The sequence below is a fragment of the Enterobacter sp. FUJ80071 genome (assembly GCF_038739915.1).
Classification (GTDB): domain Bacteria; phylum Pseudomonadota; class Gammaproteobacteria; order Enterobacterales; family Enterobacteriaceae; genus Enterobacter; species Enterobacter kobei.
In genome coordinates, this window is record NZ_JBBXKH010000001.1 from 1,309,567 (window position 1) to 1,334,580 (window position 25,014).

Annotated in this window: 24 protein-coding genes; 10 read left to right on the forward strand and 14 right to left on the reverse strand. The window is 55.7% G+C overall.

Annotated elements, in window-relative coordinates; all coding sequences use genetic code 11:
• The first annotated feature begins 12 nt into the window (after positions 1 to 12).
• On the forward strand, positions 13 to 339 hold the full coding sequence (chiQ, locus tag AAER43_RS06265) for a ChiQ/YbfN family lipoprotein (protein WP_014883016.1): 327 nt from the start codon (positions 13 to 15) through the stop codon (positions 337 to 339).
• An 89-nt stretch (positions 340 to 428) separates the two neighbouring features.
• Here the strand turns inward: chiQ and fur are convergent, their stop codons facing one another.
• From fur to ybfF, 4 genes are all read right to left on the reverse strand, one after another.
• Positions 429 to 875, reverse strand: coding sequence for a ferric iron uptake transcriptional regulator (gene fur / locus AAER43_RS06270; RefSeq protein WP_003858655.1), 447 nt, complete (start codon positions 873 to 875; stop codon positions 429 to 431).
• A 287-nt stretch (positions 876 to 1,162) separates the two neighbouring features.
• Positions 1,163 to 1,693, reverse strand: a complete 531-nt coding sequence (gene fldA / locus AAER43_RS06275; RefSeq protein ID WP_008501067.1) for a flavodoxin FldA — start codon at positions 1,691 to 1,693, stop codon at positions 1,163 to 1,165.
• Between the two features lie 155 nt (positions 1,694 to 1,848).
• Positions 1,849 to 2,136 carry a LexA regulated protein gene (gene ybfE / locus AAER43_RS06280; protein ID WP_014883017.1) on the reverse strand — a complete coding sequence of 96 codons (288 nt, stop codon included), beginning with the start codon at positions 2,134 to 2,136 and terminating at the stop codon, positions 1,849 to 1,851.
• A 128-nt stretch (positions 2,137 to 2,264) separates the two neighbouring features.
• Positions 2,265 to 3,038, reverse strand: coding sequence for an esterase (gene ybfF / locus AAER43_RS06285; RefSeq protein WP_032637188.1), 774 nt, complete (start codon positions 3,036 to 3,038; stop codon positions 2,265 to 2,267).
• Positions 3,039 to 3,221: 183 nt separating this feature from the next.
• Here ybfF and seqA point away from each other — a divergent pair, with 183 nt between their 5' ends.
• Together seqA and pgm are read left to right on the forward strand one after the other, a co-directional pair.
• A complete protein-coding gene (seqA, locus tag AAER43_RS06290; RefSeq protein WP_014883019.1) occupies positions 3,222 to 3,770 on the forward strand; it encodes a replication initiation negative regulator SeqA in 549 nt (182 codons plus the stop codon).
• A 24-nt stretch (positions 3,771 to 3,794) separates the two neighbouring features.
• A complete protein-coding gene (gene pgm / locus AAER43_RS06295; protein ID WP_050862818.1) occupies positions 3,795 to 5,435 on the forward strand; it encodes a phosphoglucomutase (alpha-D-glucose-1,6-bisphosphate-dependent) in 1,641 nt (546 codons plus the stop codon).
• 104 nt (positions 5,436 to 5,539) lie between these two features.
• Here the strand turns inward: pgm and potE are convergent, their stop codons facing one another.
• From potE to kdpF, 9 genes are all read right to left on the reverse strand, one after another.
• Positions 5,540 to 6,853: a putrescine-ornithine antiporter gene (potE, locus tag AAER43_RS06300; RefSeq protein ID WP_022647448.1), complete on the reverse strand. Its 1,314-nt coding sequence runs from the start codon at positions 6,851 to 6,853 to the stop codon at positions 5,540 to 5,542.
• Complete coding sequence (speF, locus tag AAER43_RS06305) at positions 6,850 to 9,048, reverse strand: ornithine decarboxylase SpeF (RefSeq protein ID WP_050862817.1); 2,199 nt, start codon at positions 9,046 to 9,048, stop codon at positions 6,850 to 6,852. The genes potE and speF overlap by 4 nt, the downstream gene beginning before the upstream one ends.
• Positions 9,049 to 9,302: 254 nt before the next feature.
• Positions 9,303 to 9,407 (reverse strand): leader peptide SpeFL, encoded by a 105-nt coding sequence (speFL, locus tag AAER43_RS06310; RefSeq protein ID WP_139137134.1) that lies wholly within the window; start codon positions 9,405 to 9,407, stop codon positions 9,303 to 9,305.
• A 279-nt stretch (positions 9,408 to 9,686) separates the two neighbouring features.
• Positions 9,687 to 10,364, reverse strand: a complete 678-nt coding sequence (gene kdpE / locus AAER43_RS06315; RefSeq protein ID WP_008501074.1) for a two-component system response regulator KdpE — start codon at positions 10,362 to 10,364, stop codon at positions 9,687 to 9,689.
• Positions 10,361 to 13,048, reverse strand: a complete 2,688-nt coding sequence (gene kdpD / locus AAER43_RS06320) for a two-component system sensor histidine kinase KdpD (protein ID WP_050862816.1) — start codon at positions 13,046 to 13,048, stop codon at positions 10,361 to 10,363. The genes kdpE and kdpD overlap by 4 nt, the downstream gene beginning before the upstream one ends.
• A complete protein-coding gene (kdpC, locus tag AAER43_RS06325; RefSeq protein ID WP_050862815.1) occupies positions 13,049 to 13,624 on the reverse strand; it encodes a potassium-transporting ATPase subunit KdpC in 576 nt (191 codons plus the stop codon).
• Positions 13,625 to 13,636: 12 nt separating this feature from the next.
• Positions 13,637 to 15,685 (reverse strand): potassium-transporting ATPase subunit KdpB, encoded by a 2,049-nt coding sequence (kdpB, locus tag AAER43_RS06330; RefSeq protein ID WP_050862814.1) that lies wholly within the window; start codon positions 15,683 to 15,685, stop codon positions 13,637 to 13,639.
• 18 nt (positions 15,686 to 15,703) lie between these two features.
• The gene (gene kdpA, locus AAER43_RS06335) at positions 15,704 to 17,383 is read right to left on the reverse strand and encodes a potassium-transporting ATPase subunit KdpA (protein WP_014883026.1); all 1,680 of its coding nucleotides are present in this window, start codon (positions 17,381 to 17,383) and stop codon (positions 15,704 to 15,706) included.
• The gene (kdpF, locus tag AAER43_RS06340; protein WP_014069365.1) at positions 17,383 to 17,472 is read right to left on the reverse strand and encodes a K(+)-transporting ATPase subunit F; all 90 of its coding nucleotides are present in this window, start codon (positions 17,470 to 17,472) and stop codon (positions 17,383 to 17,385) included. Before kdpF ends, kdpA begins: the two co-directional genes overlap by 1 nt.
• Before the next feature lie 307 nt (positions 17,473 to 17,779).
• Between kdpF and AAER43_RS06345 the strand changes: the two genes are divergently transcribed.
• The 7 genes from AAER43_RS06345 to nei all read left to right on the forward strand — a co-directional run bounded on the left by AAER43_RS06345 (position 17,780) and on the right by nei (position 23,497).
• A complete protein-coding gene (locus AAER43_RS06345; protein ID WP_014883027.1) occupies positions 17,780 to 17,986 on the forward strand; it encodes a YbfA family protein in 207 nt (68 codons plus the stop codon).
• A gap of 210 nt (positions 17,987 to 18,196) precedes the next feature.
• Positions 18,197 to 19,609, forward strand: a complete 1,413-nt coding sequence (gene phrB, locus AAER43_RS06350; RefSeq protein WP_014883029.1) for a deoxyribodipyrimidine photo-lyase — start codon at positions 18,197 to 18,199, stop codon at positions 19,607 to 19,609.
• 10 nt (positions 19,610 to 19,619) lie between these two features.
• Positions 19,620 to 20,363 (forward strand): type 2 GTP cyclohydrolase I, encoded by a 744-nt coding sequence (locus AAER43_RS06355; RefSeq protein WP_023332413.1) that lies wholly within the window; start codon positions 19,620 to 19,622, stop codon positions 20,361 to 20,363.
• Positions 20,364 to 20,377: 14 nt separating this feature from the next.
• Positions 20,378 to 21,034: a 5-oxoprolinase subunit PxpB gene (gene pxpB / locus AAER43_RS06360; RefSeq protein ID WP_023336926.1), complete on the forward strand. Its 657-nt coding sequence runs from the start codon at positions 20,378 to 20,380 to the stop codon at positions 21,032 to 21,034.
• Positions 21,028 to 21,960: a 5-oxoprolinase subunit PxpC gene (pxpC, locus tag AAER43_RS06365; protein ID WP_023336927.1), complete on the forward strand. Its 933-nt coding sequence runs from the start codon at positions 21,028 to 21,030 to the stop codon at positions 21,958 to 21,960. Before pxpB ends, pxpC begins: the two co-directional genes overlap by 7 nt.
• On the forward strand, positions 21,947 to 22,687 hold the full coding sequence (pxpA, locus tag AAER43_RS06370; protein ID WP_050862813.1) for a 5-oxoprolinase subunit PxpA: 741 nt from the start codon (positions 21,947 to 21,949) through the stop codon (positions 22,685 to 22,687). The genes pxpC and pxpA overlap by 14 nt, the downstream gene beginning before the upstream one ends.
• A gap of 18 nt (positions 22,688 to 22,705) precedes the next feature.
• Positions 22,706 to 23,497 carry an endonuclease VIII gene (nei, locus tag AAER43_RS06375; RefSeq protein ID WP_014883034.1) on the forward strand — a complete coding sequence of 264 codons (792 nt, stop codon included), beginning with the start codon at positions 22,706 to 22,708 and terminating at the stop codon, positions 23,495 to 23,497.
• A gap of 99 nt (positions 23,498 to 23,596) precedes the next feature.
• On the opposite strand, the gene AAER43_RS06380 is transcribed toward nei, so the two are convergent.
• Positions 23,597 to 24,880, reverse strand: coding sequence for a citrate synthase (locus tag AAER43_RS06380; RefSeq protein ID WP_014883035.1), 1,284 nt, complete (start codon positions 24,878 to 24,880; stop codon positions 23,597 to 23,599).
• Positions 24,881 to 25,014 lie beyond the last annotated feature (134 nt).

A 25,014-nucleotide genomic window follows, 5' to 3' on the forward strand; every position in this document is an offset into this window, starting at 1 on the left:
AGACTGCATATGATGAAAAAAATCGTAATTGTCGCGATGCTTGCATCGGGGCTGGTGGCCTGCGCTCAGCCTCAGGCACCGAAGGAAGATTCCAGGCTAAAGGAGGCTTACAGCGCCTGTATTAATACCGCACAAGGCTCGCCGGAGAAAATTGAAGCCTGTCAGAGCGTACTGAATGTGCTGAAGAAAGAGAAGGCGCATGAGCAATTCGCGACGCAGGAGAATATTCGTGTGATGGATTATCAGGCCTGTATCCAGGCGCGTAAAACGGGTAACGATCAGGAAGTCGCGAAGCGTTGCGATAAGATCTGGAACGAGATACGCAATAACAATAATTAAGTTGCTTTACGCCCGGTGGCGCTGCGCCACCGGGTTTTTTAAGGCAAAAAAAAGCCAGCCTTACGGCTGGCTCAGAGTATGAACGTGACTTATTTTGCGTCGTGCGCGTGTTCATTTTCGCGGCAATCACCTTCAGCGCAGTGACCATACAGGTACAGGCTGTGGTTGGTCAGGCGGATGCCATGACGAGCGGCGATTTCACGCTGACGCGATTCGATGGAATCATCGCTGAATTCAATGACCTTGCCGCAATCGAGGCAGATCAGGTGATCGTGGTGATGTTGCTGGGTCAGTTCGAATACAGATTTACCGCCTTCGAAATTATGACGGGTAACAATGCCCGCGTCATCAAACTGGTTCAGCACGCGATAAACGGTGGCCAGACCAATCTCTTCACCCATGTCGATAAGACGTTTATAGAGGTCTTCCGCACTGACATGGTGGTTGTCTGGACCCTGAAGCACTTCGAGGATTTTTAACCGAGGAAGCGTTACTTTCAGGCCAGCCTTCTTTAATGCGGTATTGTTGTCAGTCATGCGGAATCTGTCCTGTTGCTAAACGATTCACTTCTGAAAGAAGTGACAGAAAATGCACCTTGGATATTGCGTCTCATTATAGAACTGCCACGGCTAAATGAAAACTGCAAGTCTCAGGCAAAGTATGCTTATAAAAATGGGGTATCACCGACAAACTTGTGAAATGAAAACCACATTTTACCAGGGAAACATTGTACAGGTCTGAGCGAAAAAGTTAAAAGTTTGTAGCAATTAATTTAATCGGTTTTACCTGGAAAACGGGCGCAACCGCCGTTGCGCCGCGAAAATCAGGCGTTGAGAATATCGTCCAGGTGCAGTTCTTCACGGATCTGCTTAACCCACTTCTCTACGCGCTCAGCGGTGAGCTCAGGCTGACGGTCTTCGTCGATGGCCAGACCCACGAAGTGATCGTCATCGGCAAGACCTTTGGAGGCTTCAAAGTGGTAACCGGCAGTGGGCCAGTGACCGACAATAACGGCGCCGTTCGGCTCAATGATGTCGCGGATGGTGCCCAGCGCGTCGCAGAAGTACTCGGCATAGTCTTCCTGATCGCCACAGCCAAACAGGGCAACCAGCTTGCCGTTGAAGTCCACCTCTTCCAGCGTTGGGAAGAAATCATCCCAGTCGCACTGTGCTTCACCGTAGTACCAGGTTGGAATACCCAGCAGCAGAATGTCGTAGCCCTCGAGATCTTCTTTGCTGCTCTTGGCGATGTCATGCACATCAGCAACGTCTTTACCGAGCTGTTTCTGAATGTTTTTTGCGATATTTTCGGTATTGCCGGTATCACTGCCGAAGAAAATGCCGATGATTGCCATGAGTAAAATAACCTCTTGAAACTTAATGGTATGGTGGCGCAATTCGGCCACGGATAAGGGCAATAATAGCAGAACAGGCAACCCTGCGGAAACCGCTATCGCGCAGGACTGCACTCTGTGCTACATGAAAAGGGTAAAAAAGGGGTTTTTCAGACTTATGCCTGGCTGCGCAATGTCTCAAGCTGGGCGATCAGCATCTCTTCAATGAGCTCGCTGCGGCTGATATTACGCGCTTCCGCCAGCTCGTTAAGCGCATCGACAGCGTCAGCGTTGAGCTTCAATTCGACACGCTTAAGCCCACGATTTTTATCGCGTTTAAGCTGGTTGCGTTTATTAATACGCAGCTGTTCGTCGCGCGAAAGCGGATTCGTTTTCGGTCGTCCCGGTCGACGCTCATTCGCGAACAGATCTAGTGTCGTACGGTCCGTTTGTTCTTTGGCCATGATTCAGAGACTTCGGGGGAAACACGCCGCCCTGCTAATGCCCGGGCGATAAGCGCGCCATCATACATCAGCAAAAACGGCACGCCAACGACTGGAAGCCCGTCGTCTTCCAGTCGCTCTCTTTTTAATCAATTTGCCGTATCAGTGAGATAGCGACGAATGGCGCGCAGGACTGCATCAGGTTTTTCCGCATGTACCCAATGTCCGGCACCGGCAATTACATGGGCGCGCGCCTGCGGGAATTGTGCCAGCAGCGTGTCGCGGTAAGCATCAGTAACGTAAGGCGAGTTACCGCCGCGAATGAAGAGGGTAGGATGCGGCCAGGCGGGGACGGCCTCCCAGCCAACGATGTTATTATACTGGTCCCACAGCACCGGGACGTTAAAACGCCATTGCCCCTCAACAAACGACTTCAGCAGGAATTGCACCACGCCTTCTTCATCAAGATGCTCACGCATCACGGCTGCTGCCTGCTGACGGGTGGAAACGCCGGCCTCCGTCACCGCATTAATTGCCGCGAAGATCTCATCGTGACGGCGAACGTCGTAATCCACTGGGGCGACATCAATCACCACCAGCCCGGAAATTCGCTCAGGTGCCAGTGCCGTGAGCGCCATGACCGCTTTACCACCCATCGAATGCCCGATGAGGGTCACTTTCTGCAGGTTGTGGGCGTCGAGCGTATCCAGGAGATCCTGCGCCATTGCCGCGTAGGTCATCTCGTCTGCGCGCCCGGAAAGTCCGTGGTTGCGCATATCGACCTGTAAAATATCGTGATCGGTAACCAGATCGCGCGCCAGCACGCCCAGGTTATCCAGGCTGCCAAAAAGTCCATGAACCAGTACGATGGGAGAATTATTGTTCGGCGATTGTGCAGTTTGCGCTCGGGTATTCAATTTCATGGCAAAGTTCTTTTTTTACGTTTGTCAGGTTAGGGTATCATGTTGACCATTCTGCCGCCCGGCCGCAAGGTTCCAGTTTAATCTGACTTTTGCCGCCAACCTGGTTTGACGCTATCCGCTGTTGGGATTTGACCTTATAATCCCAATGACTTGTATTCAGATAAGATATCGCACTGGATTAAGATGAAAACAATCGAAGTTGATGACGAACTCTATCAGTATATTGCCAGCCAAACGCGGCATATCGGGGAGAGCGCGTCCGACATTTTACGGCGCATGCTTAAAATTTCCGCCGCTTCACAGCCTGCTACCCCAGTCACCAAAGATGTCGTGTCTCAGCCGAGCGTTGTTGCACAAGCAAAGCCTGCCGTGACGCCGGTAAAAGATAAAGTACGCGCGATGCGCGAGCTGTTGCTGTCCGACGAGTATGCGGAGCAGAAAAAGGCGGTTAACCGCTTTATGCTGGTGCTGTCTACACTTTACTCCCTGGATAACAAAGCGTTTGCTGAAGCGACCGAGTCGCTGCACGGTCGTACTCGCGTCTATTTCGCGGGTGACGAGCAAACGCTGCTGCAAAATGGCAACCAAACCAAACCTAAACATGTCCCTGGCACCCCATACTGGGTGATCACCAATACCAATACGGGCCGCAAGTGCAGCATGATTGAACACATCATGCAGTCCATGCAGTTCCCGGCGGAATTGATTGAAAAGGTTTGCGGTACAATTTAACCCTTGCATCAGAAGGACCCGGTAATGGCAAATCACAGCCGTGCAGGCCAACCTGCACAACAAAGCGATTTGATTAACGTCGCTCAGCTGACCGCGCAGTATTACGTGCTGAAACCGGTCGTGGGCAACGCAGAACACGCAGTGAAGTTTGGTACATCTGGTCACCGCGGTAGCGCGGCACGCCATAGCTTTAACGAACCGCACATTCTGGCCATTGCTCAGGCCATTGCGGAAGAGCGCGCTAAAAACGGCGTTACCGGTCCGTGCTACGTGGGGAAAGATACCCATGCGCTGTCTGAACCGGCGTTCATCTCTGTGCTGGAAGTGCTGGCGGCAAACGGCGTCGACGTGATTGTGCAGGAGAATAACGGCTTCACGCCAACGCCGGCGGTGTCTAACGCTATCCTGGTGCACAACAAAAAAGGTGGCGCGCTGGCTGACGGGATTGTTATCACTCCATCCCACAACCCGCCGGAAGACGGGGGCATTAAATACAACCCGCCTAACGGTGGCCCGGCAGATACTAACGTCACCAAAGTGGTAGAAGACCGCGCAAACGCGCTGTTGGCTGACGGTCTGAAAGGCGTGAAACGCATCTCTCTGGATGCAGCAATGGCGTCCGGTCACGTAAAAGAGCAGGATCTGGTTCAGCCGTTCGTGGAAGGGCTGGCGGATATCGTCGACATGGCGGCGATTCAGAAAGCAGGTTTGAAGCTGGGCGTGGACCCGCTGGGCGGTTCCGGTATCGAGTACTGGAAACGCATTGCCGAGCATTACAAGCTTGATCTGACCATCGTGAACGATCACGTCGATCAGACCTTCCGCTTTATGCACCTGGATAAAGACGGCGCGATCCGTATGGACTGCTCCTCCGAGTGTGCGATGGCGGGCCTGCTGGCGCTGCGCGACAAATTCGATCTGGCGTTTGCGAACGACCCGGATTATGACCGTCACGGTATCGTCACCCCTGCCGGGCTGATGAACCCGAACCACTATCTGGCTGTGGCGATCAACTACCTGTTCCAGCATCGTCCGCAGTGGGGCAAAGAGGTGGCTGTTGGTAAAACGCTGGTCTCTTCCGCGATGATCGACCACGTGGTCGACGCGCTGGGCCGCAAGCTGGTGGAAGTGCCGGTGGGCTTCAAATGGTTTGTTGACGGTCTGCACGACGGCAGCTTCGGCTTCGGTGGTGAAGAGAGCGCCGGGGCATCCTTCCTGCGTTTCGATGGCACGCCATGGTCAACCGATAAAGACGGTATCATCATGTGCCTGCTGGCGGCGGAGATCACCGCGGTCACCGGTAAGAACCCGCAGGAACATTACAACGACCTGGCGGCACGTTTTGGTGCGCCAAGCTACAACCGTATTCAGGCGAGCGCGACCTCAGCCCAGAAAGCGGCGCTGTCTAAACTCTCTCCGGAGATGGTCAGTGCTAGCACCCTGGCAGGAGATCCGATCACCGCGCGTCTGACGGCTGCACCGGGTAACGGCGCGTCTATCGGGGGGCTGAAAGTAATGACCGACAACGGCTGGTTCGCTGCACGTCCATCCGGTACGGAAGACGCGTATAAAATCTATTGCGAAAGCTTCCTCGGCGCTGAGCACCGTCAGCAGATTGAGAAAGAAGCCGTAGAGATTGTCAGCGAAGTGCTGAAGAACGCGTAAGTGCGTTATCGGTGCGGGCTGATGCCCTCACCCCGGCCCTCTCCCACGGGGAGAGGGAGAAAACAATAAAAACGGCAACCCTCGGGCTGCCGTTTTGTTTTTACCTAACTATGCTTATTCTTCAATTCAAACCGTGGTGACACCAGACCGTACAGCGTCCAGCCCATAAAGGTCACCATTGCCCCATAGAGCATCGCTTCCTGACCGGAAGAGTAGAGCGCATAGAAGCTGTAAATCGCCCCAATGAGCGCCACGATATTCGCTGCTCGTGCTTTACGCGGATCCACCTTCGCGACCTTCTGAATAATCACCAGCGCGGCCATCGACAGAATGTACGGAATGATGTTCGTCACCACCGCCAGGTTGACCAGCACGTTGAACTGGCTGTTCAGCGACGGGCTAATGGTCATCAGCGACAATCCACTCTGGAAAATCACGATGGCCAGCATGCCCTGCACCGGTGCGTCCGCTTTGGTGACGCGGGAGAAGATTTTGGGGAAATAACCTTCGTCAGCCGAGGATTTAAACACCTGCGCGATGGTGAACTGCCAGCCGAGAAGCGAACCGCAGCAGGACATTACCATCAGACCCATAATCACCTTCCCGACTTCCGGGGTGAACATCTGGGCGAAAGCCAGCCCGAACGGTGCCGTGGAGTTAGCCAGATCCATATTCGGCACAATCCCGGCAATCACGTTGGTTGAGACGATATAGATCACCGCCGCCCCCAGCGTTCCGCCAAGTACCGCAATTGGCACGTTCTTTTCCGGGTTCTCAACCACTTCCGCATTCGCGCAGGCCGATTCCAGTCCGAGGAAAGCCCACAGCGTCATGGCGATAGAAGAGCCCACGGCGGTAAAGAACGGCACATGATGCGGGTTCCAGGAGTTGGCGTAGAGCGTAGGACTAAACCAGAACCAGCCGATGATGCATAAACCGACGACCGGGATAATCACGCCCCAGACGGTGATGCTGCTCAGTTGTCCGGTGATACGCGCGCCGCCGAAGTTCGCCACGGTGCAGATCCACAGCACCCCGATGGTCGCCAGCCCAATTTGTACCGGGGTGAGCGTGGCGCCAAACAGTTCCGTCCCGTAACCCACGGCGGAAATGGCAATCGCCACGTTGGCGATCAGCAGCGATACACCATAGGTGTAGTTGGCCATAAAGTTGCCGGACTTACCAAAAGCGTATTCCGCATAGCCACCCATCCCGCCGGACTTGCGGCTGAACATCCCGCATTTGGCGAATGCCCACGCCAGCGCCATTGACCCCACCGCCGTCACCAGCCAGGAGATAATCGAAATGGTGCCCACTTCGGCAAGCTTGGTGGGCAGCATGATGATCCCAGACCCCATCATGTTGACCATGGTGAGGATGGTCAGCTGCACCACGCCCATCTTATTGGATTTACTCATAATGTCTCTCCTTTCATCAGCGCGGGCTGAGCAGCGGGTTGTTTGATGACGTTACAGCGAACCTGTTTGCGACCCTCACACTCTTCAACGTATACGCCCTGCAGCTCAGGCGCGAAGCCTGGTAGCAGGTTGATACCGTCTTCCAGCGCGGCAAAGTAGCGCAGCACGGAGCCGCCCCAGACTTCGCCCGGGACAACGCACAGCACCCCAGGCGGATAAGGCAGGGCGCCTTCAGCGGCAATGCGGCCTTCCGCGTCGCGCAGGGAGACCAGTTCGACTTCACCACGCAGATACGCATAGTTTGCCTCCTGCGGGTTCATCATCACGCGCGGGAAGTGAGACTTGCGGAACATCTCTTTTTGCAGTTGCTTCACGTTATGGCGGGCATAGAGATCGTGCATCTCCTGGCAAATCTGGCGCAGCGTGTAATCCGCGTAACGTTCCGGATGTTGTTTGTAGAGAGAAGGCAGGACCTCTTTCAGCGGAACATCGCTCTCGAGCAGTTTTTCGAAGCGCACCAGCTGCGCCACCAGCTGCTGCAGTTTGCCCATATCTTCCGCAGGGGTGAGCAGGAACAGGATCGAGTTGAGATCGCATTTCTCCGGCACGATGCCGTTTTCACGCAGGAAATTGGCGAGGATGGTGGCGGGCACGCCGAAATCCTCATACTCGCCGGTGCGGGCGTTAATACCTGGCGTGGTCAGCAGGAGCTTGCACGGGTCGATAAAGTACTGGTGCTCGGCATAGCCCTCAAAAGCGTGCCAGTTTTCACCCGGTACGAAGTGGAAGAAGCGCAGATCGGTGGCAATTTCCGCTGTGTCGAAGCTTTCCCACGGACGGCCATCCACCGTCTCCGGCACAAACGGACGAAGGTACTGGCAGTTCTCCAGGATCAGTTTGCGCGCTTCGATACCGTTAACCACGCAGTCCATCCACATATTGCGACCGCTCTGACCTTCATGCATACGGGCGTTAATATCCAGCGCAGCAAACAGAGGGTAGAACGGGCTGGTGGAGGCGTGCATCATAAAAGCATTATTCAGCCGCTTGTGGGGTACATAGCGCTGCTGGCCTTTGATATGGCTGTCCTTTTTGTGGATCTGTGAGGTTTGCGAGAAGCCTGCCTGCTGTTTATGTACCGACTGGGTGACCAGAATTCCCGGGTCGTTTTCGTTCAGCTCCAGCAGCAGCGGCGAGCAATCTGCCATCATCGGGATAAACTGCTCGTAACCTACCCAGGCCGAGTCGAACAGGATGTAATCACACAGATGCCCAATCTTATCCACCACCTGACGGGCGTTATAGATGGTGCCATCGTAGGTACCCAGCTGGATCACCGCCAGACGGAACGGGCGTGCATCGCGTGCACGACCCGGCGCCACCTCGGCTACCAACTCGCGCAGGTAGCTTTCCTCAAAGCAGTGCGCGTCAATGCCACCAATAAAGCCGTACGGGTTGCGCGCGGTTTCCAGATAGACCGGTGTCGCGCCAGCCTGAAGAAGGGCGCCGTGATGGTTCGATTTGTGGTTATTACGGTCAAACAGCACCAGGTCGCCAGGGGTGAGCAGGGCGTTAAGGACCACTTTGTTGGATGAGGAGGTCCCATTCAGCACAAAGTAGGTCTTATCGGCATTAAAGACCTTTGCGGCATGTTGCTGCGCAATGCACGGGGCGCCTTCGTGGATCAGCAGATCGCCCATCGCCACGTCGGCGTTACACAGGTCGGAACGGAAAAGCGTTTCACCAAAGAAATCGACAAACTGATTGCCCGCAGGATGACGGCGGAAGAATTGCCCCCCCTGATGCCCCGGGCAGTCAAATGCGCTGTTACCCTGTTTCACGTAGTCTACGAGGGCACGGAAAAACGGCGGTCGCAGCTGGGTTTCGTACTTCTGGGCCGCCGCTTCCAGCTGGCGGCCATAAAAATCGTTGCTGGTGTCTGAATGCTCAAATACGCCGTGAATGCGCGATAAATAATCTGCCGGAATGATCTCTTCTTTATGCGTTGCGACAAAGACGGGAATGCCAAATCCGGTGGCTTCTATTTCTTCCAGTATGCCGCTGGAAATATCGCTAACGGCCAGAACAATGGCCGCGACGTCGATATAATCTGAAGCGCGGACATCCACAAGCTCACGCTGGGTGGTAAAGCAGTCCGGACATGCACGGCTGGCCGCGATTTTTAAACTTTTCATCTTTCTCTCTTTATTTTAGGTAATAAGCGTCCTTCGATTTCTTGTCAGAAAGAAATCGATAATTTTCCGGAAAAAAAGCAAAGTGTGGCCGCTGATTAAAATCAGTAAATTGCTTTTTGATGATTGAAATTCAGTCCGCCCGGTTGCAGATGAGTCTGAATTAAGTGGAATGAGCGCACGACTTCACAGGCAATGGCCTGTAAAATAAGGTATTTCAGGATAACCTGTAAGCGAGTGCGCCAGAAGTCGCAGGACTACCGGGCATTAAAGAGGTGAAAGTCAAAGCAGTTTCGGTGGGCAAAAATCATGATATGTGTTGTCCGCCTTATATGGGGCATTAAGCGATTGTTGTTTTCCATGTTTCATTTTCCTTTCAGTAATTGAAAGCATGGTCATTTTATCCAGGAAAAAGGGATTAACTGTGAATCAGATCACCCTTAACCGATCATTTCAGAAATAATTAGTCGTTTTTGATGAATAACGCAGATCAAAATGCTGATTTGTTGTTGAAGTGTTAATGATTGGTTTTGTTAATGTTTTAAACGAGCAAAAATAATCCATGGAATAATATATTGATTATTTTTTTAATATTGATCGGGAGGGTTTTTGATTATTTAGAAAATAATATGAATAGTTATTCAAAGCATAAACCGATAACCGATACCGGTTTCAGTTAATAAATGGCGAGGGCGAGCGGGGTCGACTTCCAGTTTCTGACGAAGGTGACCCATATATATGCGCAAATAGTGACTATGTTCCACCGCGTTGGGTCCCCACACCTGACTCAACAGCTGGCGCTGGGTGAGAACCTTGCCGTGGTTATTAAGCAGCACGGCGAGCAGGCGGAATTCGATGGGGGTAAGATGGATTTCCTCTTCACCGCGCACAATGCGCCGTGCGGCGAGGTCAACCCGAATATCACCAAACGTGTAGGTTGGGTCGGCAGGCGTGGTGGCGCTATGACGACGCAGCGCCACGCGCAGGCGAGCCTGCAATTCGCCAATGCCAAAGGGTTTAATCAGATAGTCATCGGCGCCGGCATCCAGCGCGGCGATTTTATCCGTCTCTTCAGTACGGGCAGAGAGCACGAGAATCGGCATCTGGCTCCACTGACGAACCTCACGAATAAAATCGATGCCGTCGCCATCCGGCAGCCCAAGATCGAGGATCACCAGGTCCGGCTTGCGGGTGGCGGCTTCAATTAAACCCCGTTGAAGCGTACCCGCATCGTGAACGCGCAGACCGTCTCCTTCCAGCGCAGCGCGCAGAAAACGGCTAATGGCGATCTCATCTTCGACAATCAGAACGTTAATCACAAATCCTCGGGTAATTCATTCAGTTCTGGCGGGGTTTCCAGAGGAAGTGTAACACAAAAACGCGCGCCGCCTTCCGGACGATTCTCTGCGGAAATGGTTCCGCCATGGACGTCAACGATCGCCTGACAAATCGCCAGCCCGAGCCCAACGCCCGGAATGGCCGACTCTTTGTTCCCGCGCGCGAATTTTTCGAAAATAGCCAGCTCCTGCCCGGCAGGAATGCCCGGTCCGGTATCCCAGACGTCAAGGTGAAGCGTGCCATCCTCTACCATCGCATCCACGCCAATCCGGGCACTTGAGCCGGCATATTTACCGGCATTTTCCAGCAGATTGATCAGCACCCGTTCAAACAAGGGGCCATCGACGTGAATTAAGGTCAGGGGTTCAGGCATGTTCAGCGCGATATGCCGCCCACCGAGGCCGGGCTCCAGCATTTTCAGCGCGCTGCCTACCACTTCTTCCAGCGTGAGCCACTCTTTTTTGAGGTTAAATCCGCCCGACTGAATGCGCGCCATATCGAGCAGGTTATTCACCAGACGGGTGGTATTCAGCACGTGCTGGCGGATTTCGCTGGCCTGAAGGGCGTGTTTAGACCCTTCCGCGGCCAGGTCCAGTGTCAGGATTTCTGACTGACCAAACAGAACGGTCAGCGGTGTCCGCAGGTCGTGCGACAGCGCCGCCAGCAGCGAGTTACGAATGCTTTCACGCTCGCTGGCCAGTCGGGCCTGTTCTTCACTGGCGGTAAGCGCCAGCCGTTCCAGTGCGCTGGCAACCAGCAGCGTAAAAGTCTCCAGCAGCCGCTGCTGCTCGGGGATCATCAGCTGACGCAAGTTTGAGGGCTCAACAATCACCAGCCCCTGATTTTTATCGGCGCTGCGTAGCGGCAGAATTTGATAGGGCACGCCGGGCAGGGTGTCGGTCCCTGCGCCCGCAGGTAACCCTTTATCAAAGCTCCAGCGCGCGATGGCTTCGTCCCAGGGCGTCATGCCGGAGGCCGAGGTTAGCGGGCGCAGCTTACCGTGTTCGTCCGGGAGTAAAATCAGGTTGCTGGCATGAAACGTCGAGCGAATAAACTGCTCGCTGGTCTGCACAATATCCAGCGGGGTCCGACCCACCGCCAGCGATTTCGACATTTCATACAGATGCCGCGTGCGCTGTTCGCGGTAGCGGGCGATGCGCGCCTGGTAGCGCACGCCCGCCGTCAGATTGCCGATCACCAGCCCGACGGTGAGCATCACGGCAAAGGTCAGGATGTACTGTACGTCCGACACGGCGAGCGTCCCGCGAGGGGCAATAAAGAACAGATCAAAGCTGATGACGTTAATCACCGTTGCCAGCACCGACGGCCAGCGTCCGTAAAAGAGTGCCACCACCACCACGCCAAGGAGGTAGATCATCACCAGGTTGGCTGCGTCGAAGGCAATCAGCCATTTGCTGGCAATGATCGTGATCAGGGCGCAGAGCACGACTGCCACCAGGCAGCCGCGAAGCTGAATGCGCCATTTATCACTGAAAGTACGGCTGTCCGGGGCGCGGCTGGGAAGGGGCGTGGGTTTATCATCCAGCGCCACGATCACCAGGTCCAGATCCGGCGCGCGGCGGGCCAGTTTGTCGGCAAAGGATTCACGGCTAAACCAGCGACGATGCTGGCGACGGCCAATGACGATTTTCCCCAGGTTATGCTCCCGGGCGTAGCGCAGAATGGCTTTATCTTCCTGAGGATCGGAAAGGGTGGCGGTTTCGGCACCCAGTTCCTGCGCCAGGCGCAGCGAACTCAGAATCGCGCGGCGCTGGTTTTCTGGCAGGGCATGAAGCTGCGGCGTTTCGACATACACCGCATGCCAGACGCTGCCAAATTTGGCGGCCAGACGCGCGGCGGTGCGGACAAGTTTTTCGTTACCGCTGCCGTGCCCCACGCACAGCAGGATGGCATCCCGCGTATGCCAGACGCGTTCCTGGCCCTGCAAATCGCGCCAGGCACGCATCTGATCGTCAACGCGATCGGCAGTACGGCGCAGAGCCAGTTCGCGCAGGGCAATCAGGTTGCCTTTGCGGAAGAAATGTTCGATGGCACGCTCGGCCTGTCCGGCAATATAGACTTTGCCTTCGTGCAGGCGCTGGCGCAAATCATCCGGCGGCAGGTCGACCAGCACCACTTCGTCAGCGGAATCGAAGAAAGGGTCGGGCACCGTCTCGCGCACCTGAATGCCGGTCACGCCGCTGACCACGTCGTTCAGGCTTTCCAGATGCTGCACGTTAACCGTCGTGAAAACATCAATGCCAGCTTCAAGTAATTCTTCCACATCCTGCCAGCGCTTGGGGTGACGCGAGCCTGGCGCATTGCTGTGCGCCAGTTCGTCCATCAGGATAAGCGCCGGACGGCGGGCGAGGGCGGCATCAATATCAAACTCTGTGACTAAACGACCCCGATGGTTGATGCGGCGGGGCGGCTGGGTGGCAAGCCCCTTCAGCAGCGATGCCGTCTCTTTACGTCCGTGGGTTTCAACCACGCCGATGAGTATATCGAGCCCCTGTGCCCGAAGCCGCTGGGCTTCCGTCAGCATGGCGAAGGTTTTCCCGACACCCGCGCAGGCGCCAAAGAAAATTTTCAGTTTGCCGCGATGGGCTTCAGCCGTCTGTTCAAGCAGCCTGTCCGGATCCGGGCGCATGGGCTCGTCGGTCATTTAGTTTTTCCTTAGCGCGTCCAGCGCCAGATTCAGCTCAACAATATTCACTACCGGCATGCCGATATAGCTGACCAGCGGCTTTTGTGTGTGTTCTGCCACCAGCTTGCTCACCTGTTCAACACTCAATTGACGGGCGGCGGCAACGCGCGGGATCTGCCACGCCACCGCTGCCGGCGTCAGGCTATAGTCCAGCCCGCTGGCTGAGGCGGTGACCAGCTCCACGGGAACCTCGCGGCTGGCCTGTGGATTGGCGGCGCGCAGGGCGGCCACGCGCTCGGCGACGGCTTTCTCCAGCGCCGGGTTGCTGCCCGCAAGGTTACTGCCGCCGGATGCCATCGGATTATACGGGCTTTCGGCAGTGGCGGAAGGGCGTCCCTGGAAGTAGCGAGCGTCCGTAAAGCTCTGGCCAATCAGGCGCGAACCGCGGTTTTCACCGTTTTGCATAATCAGCGAGCCGTTAGCCTGATCCTTAAACCACCACTGGCCCAGGGCGGTGGTGACCAGCGGGTAGAGGCCGCCGGTAATCAGCGACAGCAGAATAAACAGAAGTATAGCGGGGCGTAACATCGTCATTTGATTCACCTTTTAAACCAGCCCGAACAGGGTCAACAGCAGATCGATAGCCTTGATACCGATGAAAGGCACCACCAGCCCACCCAGGCCGTAAATCCACAGGTTGCGGCGCAGCATGGCGGCCGCCGTGAGCGGCTTGTAGCTCACGCCTTTCAGCGCCAGCGGGATCAGGAAGACAATAATCAGGGCGTTAAAGATTACCGCGCTCAGAATGGCCGATGCCGGGGAGTGCAGGTGCATTACGTTCAGGGCGTTTAATTGCGGATAGGTCGCAGCAAACGCGGCCGGAATGATGGCGAAATATTTCGCCACATCGTTAGCGATGCTGAACGTGGTCAGCGAGCCGCGCGTCATCAGCATCTGCTTACCAATGTGCACGACTTCAATCAGCTTGGTCGGGTTAGAGTCGAGATCGACCATGTTGCCCGCCTCTTTTGCCGCCTGGGTACCGGAGTTCATTGCCACCGCCACGTCGGCCTGCGCCAGAGCAGGGGCATCGTTGGTCCCGTCACCGGTCATCGCGACCAGACGCCCTTCCGCCTGATACTGACGAATCAAGGCCAGTTTGGCTTCCGGTGTGGCTTCGGAAAGAAAATCATCCACGCCCGCTTCGGCAGCAATCGCCGCGGCGGTCAGACGGTTATCCCCGGTGATCATCACCGTTTTGATCCCCATTTTACGCAGCTGGGCAAAGCGTTCTTTGATGCCGCCTTTGACGATATCCTTCAGGGCAATCACCCCCAGCACGTTTGCGCCTTCAGCCACCACCAGCGGCGTTGCCCCCTGACGGGCCACGCTTTCCACCAGGCTATCCACTTCGGGTGGGAAGTGACCGTTATTAGCCTCAATGTGGCGACGGATGGCGTCAACCGAGCCTTTACGGATCATCCGGTCCTGAATATTAATGCCGCTCATCCGGGTCTGTGCCGTGAAGGGCACGAAAGTGGCATGCAGGCTCTGAACGTCGCGCTGGCGAAGGTTAAAGCGCTGTTTGGCAAGAATCACAATGCTGCGACCTTCCGGAGTTTCGTCGGCAAGCGATGAGAGCTGTGCGGCATCTGCCAGCGTTTTTTCATCCACGCCAGGTGCGGGTAAGAAGTCTGATGCCTGACGGTTACCGAGGGTGATGGTCCCGGTTTTATCAAGCAGCAGAACGTCTACATCGCCCGCCGCTTCAACGGCACGCCCGCTGGTGGCGATGACGTTGGCACCGAGCATACGGCTCATACCGGCCACGCCGATGGCCGACAGCAGGCCGCCGATAGTGGTGGGGATCAGACAGACCAGCAGCGCCACCAGCACCGTGATGGTGACCGCCGTACCGCCATAAGCGGAGAACGGCCACAGGGTCGCGGTTGCCAGCAGGAAGACGAGGGTCAACGCGACCAGCAGGATGGTCAGGGCAATCTCGTTGGGGGTTTTACGACGCTGGGCGCCTTCCACCATGGCGATCATCCGATCAAGGAAGGTTTCACCTGGGTTAACGCTACACTGAATCACCAGCCAGTCGGAGAGTATGCGCGTCCCCCCCGTTACGGAGGCGAAATCGCCGCCGGATTCACGGATAACCGGGGCGGATTCCCCGGTGATGGCGCTTTCGTCCACCGACGCGCCACCTTCAATCACTTCCCCGTCGCACGGGATAATATCGCCAGCTTCGACCAGCACCACATCGCCTTTACGCAGTTCATCCGCCGGAACGTGGTCCATCTGCGCACCGTATTTTGGTTCACGTAACTTGCGTGCGAAGGCGGTCTTTTTTACCCCTTTCAGGCTGTTGGCCTGGGCTTTACTCCGGCCTTCCGCCAGCGCTTCCGCAAAGTTGGCAAACAGCACGGTAAACCACAGCCACAGGCTAATGGCGCTGGTAAACATCGCATTTCCCGGCATGTGGCCCGTTCCCATGGCAATCGCCAGTGCGGTGGTCAGGACGCTTCCCGCCCAGACAATAAACATCACCGGGTTGTGCCACTGCACGCGCGGGCTCAGTTTTTTCACCGCATCCATGAGCGCCTGACGAACTAATGACGGTTCGAACAGGGCCAGTTGTTTACGACTCATGACAAATTCTCCGCAAAATCAGCGTAAAGAGAGGTATTCCGCGACCGGGCCTAACGCGAGGGCGGGGATAAAGGTCAGGGCACCAACCAGTAACACGGTGCCTGTGAGCAGGCCGATAAACAGCGCGCCGTGGGTCGGTAATGTTCCGGTGGTGGTCGGTTGAATTTTTTTATTCACCAGCGATCCGGCAATCGCCATGACCGGCACAATGATCCCGAAACGACCCACGAACATGCAGAACGCCAGCAGACAGTTCCAGAACGGTGAGTTGGCACTTAAGCCTGCAAAGGCACTGCCGTTGTTGTTGGCGGCAGAGGAGACGGCATACAGCACTTCGCTAAAGCCGTGAATACCCGGGTTAAAGATGCCGCTGCGTCCGGCCTCGGTCATCAGCGCCAGTGCGGAGCCGAGCAGTACGAGGGCAGGGGTTACCAGAATCGCCAGCGCGGTTAATTTCATCTCGCGAACGTCGATTTTTTTACCGAGGTATTCCGGGGTACGACCAATCATCAGACCGGCAATAAACACCGCCAGCATCACGAACAACAGCATGCCGTAAAGACCTGAACCCACGCCGCCAAATACCACCTCGCCAATCTGCATCAGCCACATTGGGATCATGCCGCCCAGTGCGGTGAAGGAGTCATGCATGGCATTCACCGCCCCGCACGAGGCCGCCGTGGTGACCACCGCATAGAGGCTGCTGGCGAGAATGCCAAAGCGGCTCTCTTTACCTTCCATATTGATATTGCTGTTAGCCCCAAGCTGCATGAAATGGCTATTGCCGTTCCATTCAGCCCACATCACCAGCGCAACGCAGACCACGAAGATTAACGACATGGTCCAGAGCAGGGTGCGCCCCTGACGGCGATCGTTGACGACATCACCAAAGGCAAAGCAGAGTGCGGTGGGGATCAGGAAAATCGCCAGCATCTGCACAAAATTGGTCAGGGCAGTCGGGTTTTCAAACGGATGCGATGAGTTGGCGTTGAAGAAGCCGCCGCCGTTGGTGCCGAGCATCTTGATGGCTTCCTGCGACGCCACGGGCCCCATCGGCAGGAGCTGTTTTGCCCCTTCCAGCGAGGTATAAGGGGTGTATGGCAGCAGGTTTTGCAGGCTACCTTGCTGAATAAAGAACAGCGCGATCAGCAGCGCAATTGGCAGCAATATCCACAACGTGATGCGCGTCAGATCCACCCACGCGTTACCCAGGGTACTGATTTTCTGACGAGCAAACGCGCGCGTCAGCGCGAAGATCACAGCGATACCGCTGGCGGCTGAGAGGAAGTTCTGAACGGTTAACCCAACCATCTGGCTGAAATAGCTGAGCGTGGTTTCACCCGCATAGGACTGCCAGTTGGTGTTGGTGACAAAGCTGACTGCCGTATTCAGCGCAAGATGCCAGGACAGACCCGGTAATTGTTGCGGATTCAGCGGCAGACTCCCCTGCAGCATCAGCAGGGTAAAAAGTGCAATCAGCCCAACAATATTCAGCAGCAGAATGGCAAACAGATATTCACGCCAGCTCATCTCGCGATCGTCTATTCCCAGTACACGCCAGATCCCTTTTTCAACGCTTCCCGTACCAGGCAGGGGGACGTTGTTGATAAGCCTTGCCAGCCCCATTCCCAGTGGCCTTGCCAGAACGAACAACGCCAGTAAGAAGCTGGCAATAAGCAAAAACGCCTGAGCAGCCATCAGAATGCCTCCGCATTAATCAGGGCATAAACCAGATAACCCAATAACAGGAACACCAGCACGATGCCGGCAATAAGACCTGCACTCACAATCCACCTCCGGGTGACTTTTGTTGTTGGGTTAACGGTAGGATTTATGGCGCAAAGATTTCGCAAAAATGAGGAGAGAGGGTGTAAAAAAAGTATAAAAATGGAAAAGCCACAATTTAACTATTGGTAAGTAAATTGTTAACTTTTCTGTAACTAAATTACGGCGCGAGTGTAAATATTCACTAAATGAATGAAAATAAGTGGTCGGATGAGTAGTAAAATTACACGCAAAGCGATATTATTTTATCCAGGTCACAGATTTTGAATTTTCCGGATGACGTTTCCGGCCAACTATAGGGGAGAAAATATGGATCTGTATAAAGCGTATCCAGCTCATATTGTGTTCATGCGTCGTACTTTCGCCGTAGTGGCTGGCGTGCTGGCCCTGCCGGTGATGCTGTTCTGGAAAGATCGCGCTCGTTTTTACAGCTATCTGCACCGCGTCTGGGCGAAAACCAGCGAGAAGCCGGTGTGGATGGATCAGGCCGAGAAAGCGACCTGCGACTTCTACTAAAAAAAGAAAGACTACACATAGCAATATAGAAACCGCCAATAGCAATGGGTAATGCCAGTCAGTTACTTAACTGACTGGCATTACCACCCCCCGGGCGGCCTTTTTTATTTCATCCCGTCTACACTTCATGGCAAAGTACAGTAAAAGCTCGCCACTTTTTCCTTTGGTGGCGTGCCCTTACGGACATAATGGATATTTGCCTGGAGTTTTATGCCCACCCATCTGGTTTGGTTTCGCGCAGATCTGCGCGTACATGACAACATCGCTCTCGCGGCAGCCTGTCGTTCTGAGGATGCCAGCGTGCTGGCACTGTTCATCGCTACGCCCGAACAGTGGCAGCAGCATGATATGGCACCGCGCCAGGCGGCTTACCTCAAATCACATCTGAACGTTCTGCAACACTCGCTTGCTGAAAAAGGTATTCCGCTGATCTACAAAGAGGTCAGTGATTTTGCCGCGCAGCTTCAGATGCTGCAGGCGATCTGTCAGCAAAACGGCGTCACACACCTTTTTTATAACTATCAGTACGAGCTGAACGAACAGCGGCGGGATCGCCAGCTGGAAAACATGCTGGACGGGGTAGTTTGTGAAGGATTTGATGACAGCGTCATGCTGGCGCCGGGCAGCGTCATGACCGGCAGTCACGAAATGTACAAAGTGTTTACGCCGTTTAAAAATGCGTTTGTTAAACGCCTGAAAGAGGCGCTGCCTGAGTGCGTGGCCGCGCCCGCTGTTCGGGGTGATGCCATAACCGATCTGCCTGAATTAACGTTTAACTATCCCCAACAGTCGTTCGACGATCTTCTGTTCCCTGCCAGTGAGAAATCAGCGATTGCGAAGCTGCGCCAGTTTTGCAAGCAGGGCGCGGGAGAGTACGACGCGCGCAGGGATTTCCCGGCGGTTGAAGGGACAAGCCGATTATCGGCCTGCCTGGCATTGGGCGTGCTCTCTCCTCGCCAGTGTCTGCATCGTCTCCTGGCCGAGCAGCCGCAGGCGCTGGACGGCGGGACGGGGTCGGTGTGGCTGAACGAACTGATCTGGCGTGAGTTCTATCGCCATCTGATGACTTATCATCCCGATCTCTGCAAGCATCGCCCGTTCATTCCCTGGACCGATAACGTAAAATGGCAGCACGACGAGGCGCGTTTACTGGCCTGGAAAAAGGGGGAGACGGGCTATCCGATTGTTGATGCCGCGATGCGCCAGTTGAATGAAACCGGGTGGATGCACAACCGTCTGCGAATGATTACCGCCAGCTTCCTGGTGAAAGATCTGCTTATCGACTGGCGTGTCGGGGAACGTTATTTTATTTCTCAGCTGATCGATGGCGATCTGGCAGCGAATAATGGCGGATGGCAGTGGGCGGCCTCTACCGGTACCGATGCGGCTCCCTATTTCCGGATTTTCAATCCGACCACTCAGGGACAAAAATTTGATGCTAACGGCGACTTTATTCGTCGCTGGTTGCCCGCGCTCAGGCATGTTCCTGCGAAAGCGATCCACGACCCGTGGGCATGGGCGGATAAACAGGGCGTAAAGCTCGATTATCCCCGCCCGATTGTTGACCATAAACAGGCGCGCGTCGCCACGCTGGCGGCCTATGAAGCCGCCCGTAAAGCTTAAGAGAGTGATGATGAAAAACAGCGAACTGGAAAGCCTGATTAACGAAAAACTCAATACCGCCGGCTTCAGCGATTACGGCCCGAATGGGCTGCAGGTGGAAGGCCGTGAGACAGTGCAAAAAATCATCACCGGCGTGACGGCAAGCCAGGCATTGCTGGATGAAGCGGTGCGTCAGGAGGCCGATGCGATCATTGTTCACCACGGTTATTTCTGGAAAAACGAATCACCGATTATTCGCGGTATGAAGCGCAACCGCCTGAAAACGCTGTTGGCCAATGACATCAACCTGTACGGCTACCACCTGCCGCTGGATGCACACCCGGAACTGGGGAATAACGTCCAGCTGGCGCAGCTGTTGGGGATCACTGTGATGGGCGAAATCGAGCCGCTGGTCCCGTGGGGAGAGCTGTCGATGCCGGTTCCGGGTCTGGAGCTGGCCTCGTGGATCGAAGCACGTCTCGGGCGTCGTCCGCTGTGGTGTGGCGACACGGGGCCGGATACCGTTAAGCGCGTTGCCTGGTGTACCGGCGGCGGTCAGGGCTTTATCGACAGCGCCGCGCGTTTTGGTGTTGATGCGTTTATTACCGGTGAAGTCTCTGAGCAGACGGTTCACTCAGCCCGTGAACAGGGGCTGCATTTTTACGCGGCAGGCCACCATGCTACCGAGCGTGGCGGTATCCGCGCCCTCAGTGAATGGCTGACGGAAAATACCGATCTGGATGTGACCTTTATTGATATCCCTAATCCCGCCTGATGAGAGGTGCCCGAGTGCAGAGAGCGCGTTGTTATCTTTTGGGTGAAAGCGCAGTTGTACTGGAACTTGAACCGCCGGTCACGCTTGCCACGCAAAAGCGTATCTGGCGGCTGACACAGCGTCTGGTTGACATCCCGGAAGTGGTAGAAACCATTCCTGGTATGAATAACATTACCGTCGTGCTGCGCAACCCGCAGACAAAGGCGCTGGATGCTATTGAACGTCTTCAGCGCTGGTGGGAAGAGAGCGAAGCGCTGGAGCCGGAATCGAGAATGATTGAAATCCCGGTCGTCTATGGCGGCACGGGTGGGCCGGATCTTGGCGTGGTGGCGGATCACTGCGGATTAACGGAGAAGCAGGTAGTTGAGCTGCACAGTTCGGTGGATTACGTGGTCTGGTTTCTGGGGTTTCAACCCGGCTTCCCGTATCTTGGCGGATTATCCCCTCAGCTGCATACGCCGCGCCGGGCCGAGCCACGCCTGAGCGTTCCCGCGGGAACGGTGGCAATTGGCGGCGAACAAACCGGAATTTATCCGCTCACCTCACCGGGCGGCTGGCAGCTTATTGGGCACACCGCCATGCCATTATTTGAACCGGGGCAGGAGGCACCCATTCTCCTTCGTCCTGGCGATACCCTTCGCTTTATCCCGCAGAAGGAGGGGGTATGTTAACGTTACTTCGCGCAGGGCTTTATACCTCGGTACAGGATGCCGGCCGCTTTGGCCTGCGCCAGTCTGGCGTGAGCTACTGCGGTGCGCTTGATCGTCCTTCGCTGGAGATTGCCAACCTGCTGGTGGGTAACGCAGGCAGCACGGCGGCGTTAGAAATTACGCTGGGTCAGTGCGTGATTGAGTTCGGTCAGGAAACCTGGTTTGCGTTGACCGGCGCAGGTTGTGACGCCACGCTGGACGGCAAAGCGGTGTGGACCGGCTGGCGGTTGCGGGCGAAAGCCGGGCAACGTCTGACGCTGAAACGGCCTTTGCACGGCGTGCGCAGTTACCTTGCGGTAGCGGGGGGCATTGACGTGCCGGAGGTGCTGGGATCAGCCAGTACCGATCAGAAAGCGGGCATAGGCGGGCATGAGGGACGTTCGCTGCGCGATGGCGATCGTCTGGCGATTAAGCCGTCAACACGCGATTTCTCGACGACGCAGGGCGTAAAACAGTTGCTGTGGGGGAACGTGATCCGCGCCTTACCGGGGCCGGAATATCAGGAGTTCGATGACGCTTCTAAAGAGTCTTTCTGGCGTTCGCCGTGGAAGATTAGCCCGCAGAGTAACCGCATGGGCTACCGCCTGCAGGGGCAGCCGCTGACCCGAACAACCGACCGGGAGTTGCTCTCCCACGGCTTATTGCCTGGCGTCATTCAGGTTCCGGGCAATGGTCAACCCATTGTGCTGATGAACGATGCGCAGACGACGGGCGGTTATCCGCGCATTGCCTGCATTATTGACGCGGATCGCTACCATCTGGCGCAAATTCCCCTCGGTCAGCCGATCCATTTCGTGCAATGTTCGCTGGAGGAGGCGCTGAAAGCGCGGCAGGATCAGCAGCGTTATCTCGAACAGCTGGCGTGGAGGCTTGATGGTAAAGATTGATTTAAATGCCGATCTGGGGGAGGGGAGCCGCGCCGACGCAGAGCTGATGACGCTGGTCTCTTCGGTCAACATCGCCTGCGGCTTTCACGCGGGTGATGCGCAAACCATGCTGGAGAGCGTGCGCAATGCCATTAAAAACGGCGTGGCGATAGGCGCTCACCCGAGCTTTCCCGACCGGGAGAACTTTGGCCGTACGGCGATGGACCTGCCGCCGGAGACGGTCTACGCTCAAATGCTTTACCAGATTGGCGCGCTGGAGGCGATAGTGCGCGCTGAGAAGGGCGTACTGCGCCACGTGAAGCCGCACGGCATGCTTTACAATCAGGCGGCGAAAGATCCTGCTCTGGCTGACGCCATTGCCCGCGCGGTGCGGGATTGTGACTCTCAGCTGATTCTGGTGGGCCTGGCGGGCAGCGAGCTGATCCGCGCCGGGCAGCGCCTGGGGTTAACCACCCGCCAGGAAGTGTTTGCCGACCGGGGATATCAGTCTGATGGCAGCCTGGTGCCGCGAACGCAGGCCGGGGCGCTCATTACCGACGAAGGTAAAGCGCTGACGCAGACGCTGGAGATGGTGCGCGCCGGGCGTGTCATCGCTGTGGATGGTACATCGGCAAACGTTCAGGCCGATACGGTATGCTTACATGGCGACGGCGAGCATGCGCTCCAGTTTGCGCGACGCCTGCGGGCAGCGTTCTCTGATGAGGGTATTCTTGTCAGCGCAGAATAATCATTTAAGGACAATAACATGCCAGAAGGTCCGGAGATCCGCCGCGCGGCGGATAGCCTGGAAGCGGCGATAAAGGGCAAACCGCTGACGGATGTCTGGTTTGCCTTTCCGCAACTCAAACCGTTTGAATCACAGCTGCTGGGGCAGACGGTGACCCATATTGAAACGCGCGGGAAAGCCTTACTCACGCACTTTTCCCATAACCTGACGTTATATAGCCATAACCAGCTTTACGGTGTCTGGCGCGTGGTTAACGCGGATGAACAACCGCAAACCACCCGTGTGCTGCGGGTTAGGCTGCAAACGGCGGATAAAGCCATCCTGCTTTACAGCGCGTCGGATATTGAAATGTTAACGCCTGAGCAGTTGCTCGTTCATCCGTTCTTGCTGCGCGTCGGGCCGGATGTGCTGGATATGCGCCTGACGGCTGGCGATGTGAAAGCCCGTTTGCTGTCACCCAAATTTCGCAATCGGCAGTTTTCCGGTCTTTTTCTCGACCAGGCCTTTCTGGCCGGGCTCGGCAACTACCTGCGGGTGGAAATCCTTTGGGAAGCCGGGCTGGCGCCGCAGCATAAAGCCTCGCAGCTCAGCGATGAACAGCTGGAAGCGCTGTCCCATGCGCTGCTGGACATACCGCGTTTATCCTACACGACGCGCGGCGTGGTAGATGAGAACAGGCATCACGGGGCGCTGTTCCGGTTTAAGGTGTTTCATCGGGCGGGGAAAAAGTGCGAGCGGTGTGGCGGGATTATCGACAGGATTATGCTCTCTTCGAGACCTTTTTACTGGTGCCCGCACTGCCAGAAATAAAAGTAAAACGGTAACCCAAGGGTTACCGTTTTTAAGGTTTTCACCCTCTCCCTGTGGGAGAGGGCTGGGGTGAGGGCATCATGCCGCACCCAACGTCTGTTAGCGCTTAATATCAGACTTAAAATCACGCTGCTCGTAGCCGGTATACAGCTGACGAGGACGGGCGATTTTCATGCCTTCGCTGTGCATTTCGTTCCAGTGCGCAATCCAGCCTACGGTACGGGCCATGGCGAAGATTACGGTGAACATGGAAGACGGAATACCCATCGCTTTCAGAATGATACCGGAGTAGAAGTCGACGTTCGGGTAGAGTTTCTTCTCGATGAAGTACGGGTCATTCAGCGCGATGTGTTCCAGCTCCATCGCCACTTCCAGCAGATCATCTTTGGTACCCAGTTCTTTCAGCACTTCGTGGCAGGTTTCACGCATCACGGTGGCGCGTGGGTCATAGTTTTTGTAAACACGGTGACCGAAGCCCATCAGGCGGAAGGAGTCATTCTTGTCTTTCGCGCGACGCACGAATTCAGGAATGTGCTCAACGGTGCTGATCTCTTCCAGCATCTTCAGTGCCGCTTCGTTCGCACCGCCGTGCGCCGGTCCCCACAGGGAGGCGATGCCCGCAGCGATACAGGCGAACGGGTTCGCGCCTGAAGAGCCCGCGGTACGGACGGTAGAGGTGGAAGCGTTCTGTTCGTGGTCAGCGTGCAGGATCAGGATACGGTCCATTGCGCGTTCCAGCACCGGGTTCACTTCGTACTCTTCGCACGGCGTGGAGAACATCATGCGCAGGAAGTTACCGGCGTAGGAGAGGTCGTTACGTGGATACACAAACGGCTGGCCGATGGAGTATTTGTAACACATCGCCGCCATGGTAGGCATTTTGGACAGCAGACGGAACGCCGCGATATCACGGTGACGCGGGTTATTCACGTCAAGGGAGTCGTGGTAGAACGCCGCCAGCGCACCGGTAATCCCGCACATCACCGCCATCGGGTGAGAGTCACGACGGAACGCATGGAACAGACGGGTAATCTGCTCATGGATCATGGTGTGACGGGTGACGGTGGTTTTGAATTCATCGTACTGCGCCTGCGTTGGCTTTTCGCCGTTCAGCAGGATGTAGCACACTTCCAGATAGTTGGATTCGGTGGCTAACTGATCGATGGGGAAGCCGCGATGGAGCAGGATACCTTCGTCACCGTCAATGTAGGTGATTTTGGATTCGCAAGATGCGGTAGAGGTAAATCCAGGGTCAAAGGTAAATACTCCTTTGGAACCCAGCGTACGGATATCAATAACATCCTGACCGAGCGTGCCTTTTAGCACATCCAGTTCAATAGCATCACCACCGTTGAGGGTGAGTTTTGCCTTTGTATCAGCCATTTACGGTCTCCTTAGCGCCTTATGCTTAAGACTGCGCTTTACCGGATTTGCTTTCAGCTGTTAATCACCGTTACCAGATTGTTATTTGGCTTACCGCTCAGCTCACGAGGACAAACCAGGGTACAGAGCTATGG

What these genes read in the sequence shown, in the direction of transcription:
- pxpC (WP_023336927.1), top strand. Translation starts at nt 21,028, where the DNA reads ATGTTAACGTTACTTCGCGCAGGGCTTTATACCTCGGTACAGGATGCC.
- phrB (WP_014883029.1), top strand. Translation starts at nt 18,197, where the DNA reads ATGCCCACCCATCTGGTTTGGTTTCGCGCAGATCTGCGCGTACATGAC.
- ybfE (WP_014883017.1), bottom strand. Translation starts at nt 2,136, where the DNA reads ATGGCCAAAGAACAAACGGACCGTACGACACTAGATCTGTTCGCGAAT.
- fldA (WP_008501067.1), bottom strand. Translation starts at nt 1,693, where the DNA reads ATGGCAATCATCGGCATTTTCTTCGGCAGTGATACCGGCAATACCGAA.
- pxpA (WP_050862813.1), top strand. Translation starts at nt 21,947, where the DNA reads ATGGTAAAGATTGATTTAAATGCCGATCTGGGGGAGGGGAGCCGCGCC.
- pgm (WP_050862818.1), top strand. Translation starts at nt 3,795, where the DNA reads ATGGCAAATCACAGCCGTGCAGGCCAACCTGCACAACAAAGCGATTTG.
- fur (WP_003858655.1), bottom strand. Translation starts at nt 875, where the DNA reads ATGACTGACAACAATACCGCATTAAAGAAGGCTGGCCTGAAAGTAACG.
- chiQ (WP_014883016.1), top strand. Translation starts at nt 13, where the DNA reads ATGAAAAAAATCGTAATTGTCGCGATGCTTGCATCGGGGCTGGTGGCC.
- ybfF (WP_032637188.1), bottom strand. Translation starts at nt 3,038, where the DNA reads ATGAAATTGAATACCCGAGCGCAAACTGCACAATCGCCGAACAATAAT.
- kdpA (WP_014883026.1), bottom strand. Translation starts at nt 17,383, where the DNA reads ATGGCTGCTCAGGCGTTTTTGCTTATTGCCAGCTTCTTACTGGCGTTG.
- AAER43_RS06345 (WP_014883027.1), top strand. Translation starts at nt 17,780, where the DNA reads ATGGATCTGTATAAAGCGTATCCAGCTCATATTGTGTTCATGCGTCGT.
- speFL (WP_139137134.1), bottom strand. Translation starts at nt 9,407, where the DNA reads ATGGAAAACAACAATCGCTTAATGCCCCATATAAGGCGGACAACACAT.
- kdpD (WP_050862816.1), bottom strand. Translation starts at nt 13,048, where the DNA reads ATGACCGACGAGCCCATGCGCCCGGATCCGGACAGGCTGCTTGAACAG.
- speF (WP_050862817.1), bottom strand. Translation starts at nt 9,048, where the DNA reads ATGAAAAGTTTAAAAATCGCGGCCAGCCGTGCATGTCCGGACTGCTTT.
- AAER43_RS06355 (WP_023332413.1), top strand. Translation starts at nt 19,620, where the DNA reads ATGAAAAACAGCGAACTGGAAAGCCTGATTAACGAAAAACTCAATACC.
- kdpB (WP_050862814.1), bottom strand. Translation starts at nt 15,685, where the DNA reads ATGAGTCGTAAACAACTGGCCCTGTTCGAACCGTCATTAGTTCGTCAG.
- AAER43_RS06380 (WP_014883035.1), bottom strand. Translation starts at nt 24,880, where the DNA reads ATGGCTGATACAAAGGCAAAACTCACCCTCAACGGTGGTGATGCTATT.
- seqA (WP_014883019.1), top strand. Translation starts at nt 3,222, where the DNA reads ATGAAAACAATCGAAGTTGATGACGAACTCTATCAGTATATTGCCAGC.
- kdpC (WP_050862815.1), bottom strand. Translation starts at nt 13,624, where the DNA reads ATGACGATGTTACGCCCCGCTATACTTCTGTTTATTCTGCTGTCGCTG.
- potE (WP_022647448.1), bottom strand. Translation starts at nt 6,853, where the DNA reads ATGAGTAAATCCAATAAGATGGGCGTGGTGCAGCTGACCATCCTCACC.
- nei (WP_014883034.1), top strand. Translation starts at nt 22,706, where the DNA reads ATGCCAGAAGGTCCGGAGATCCGCCGCGCGGCGGATAGCCTGGAAGCG.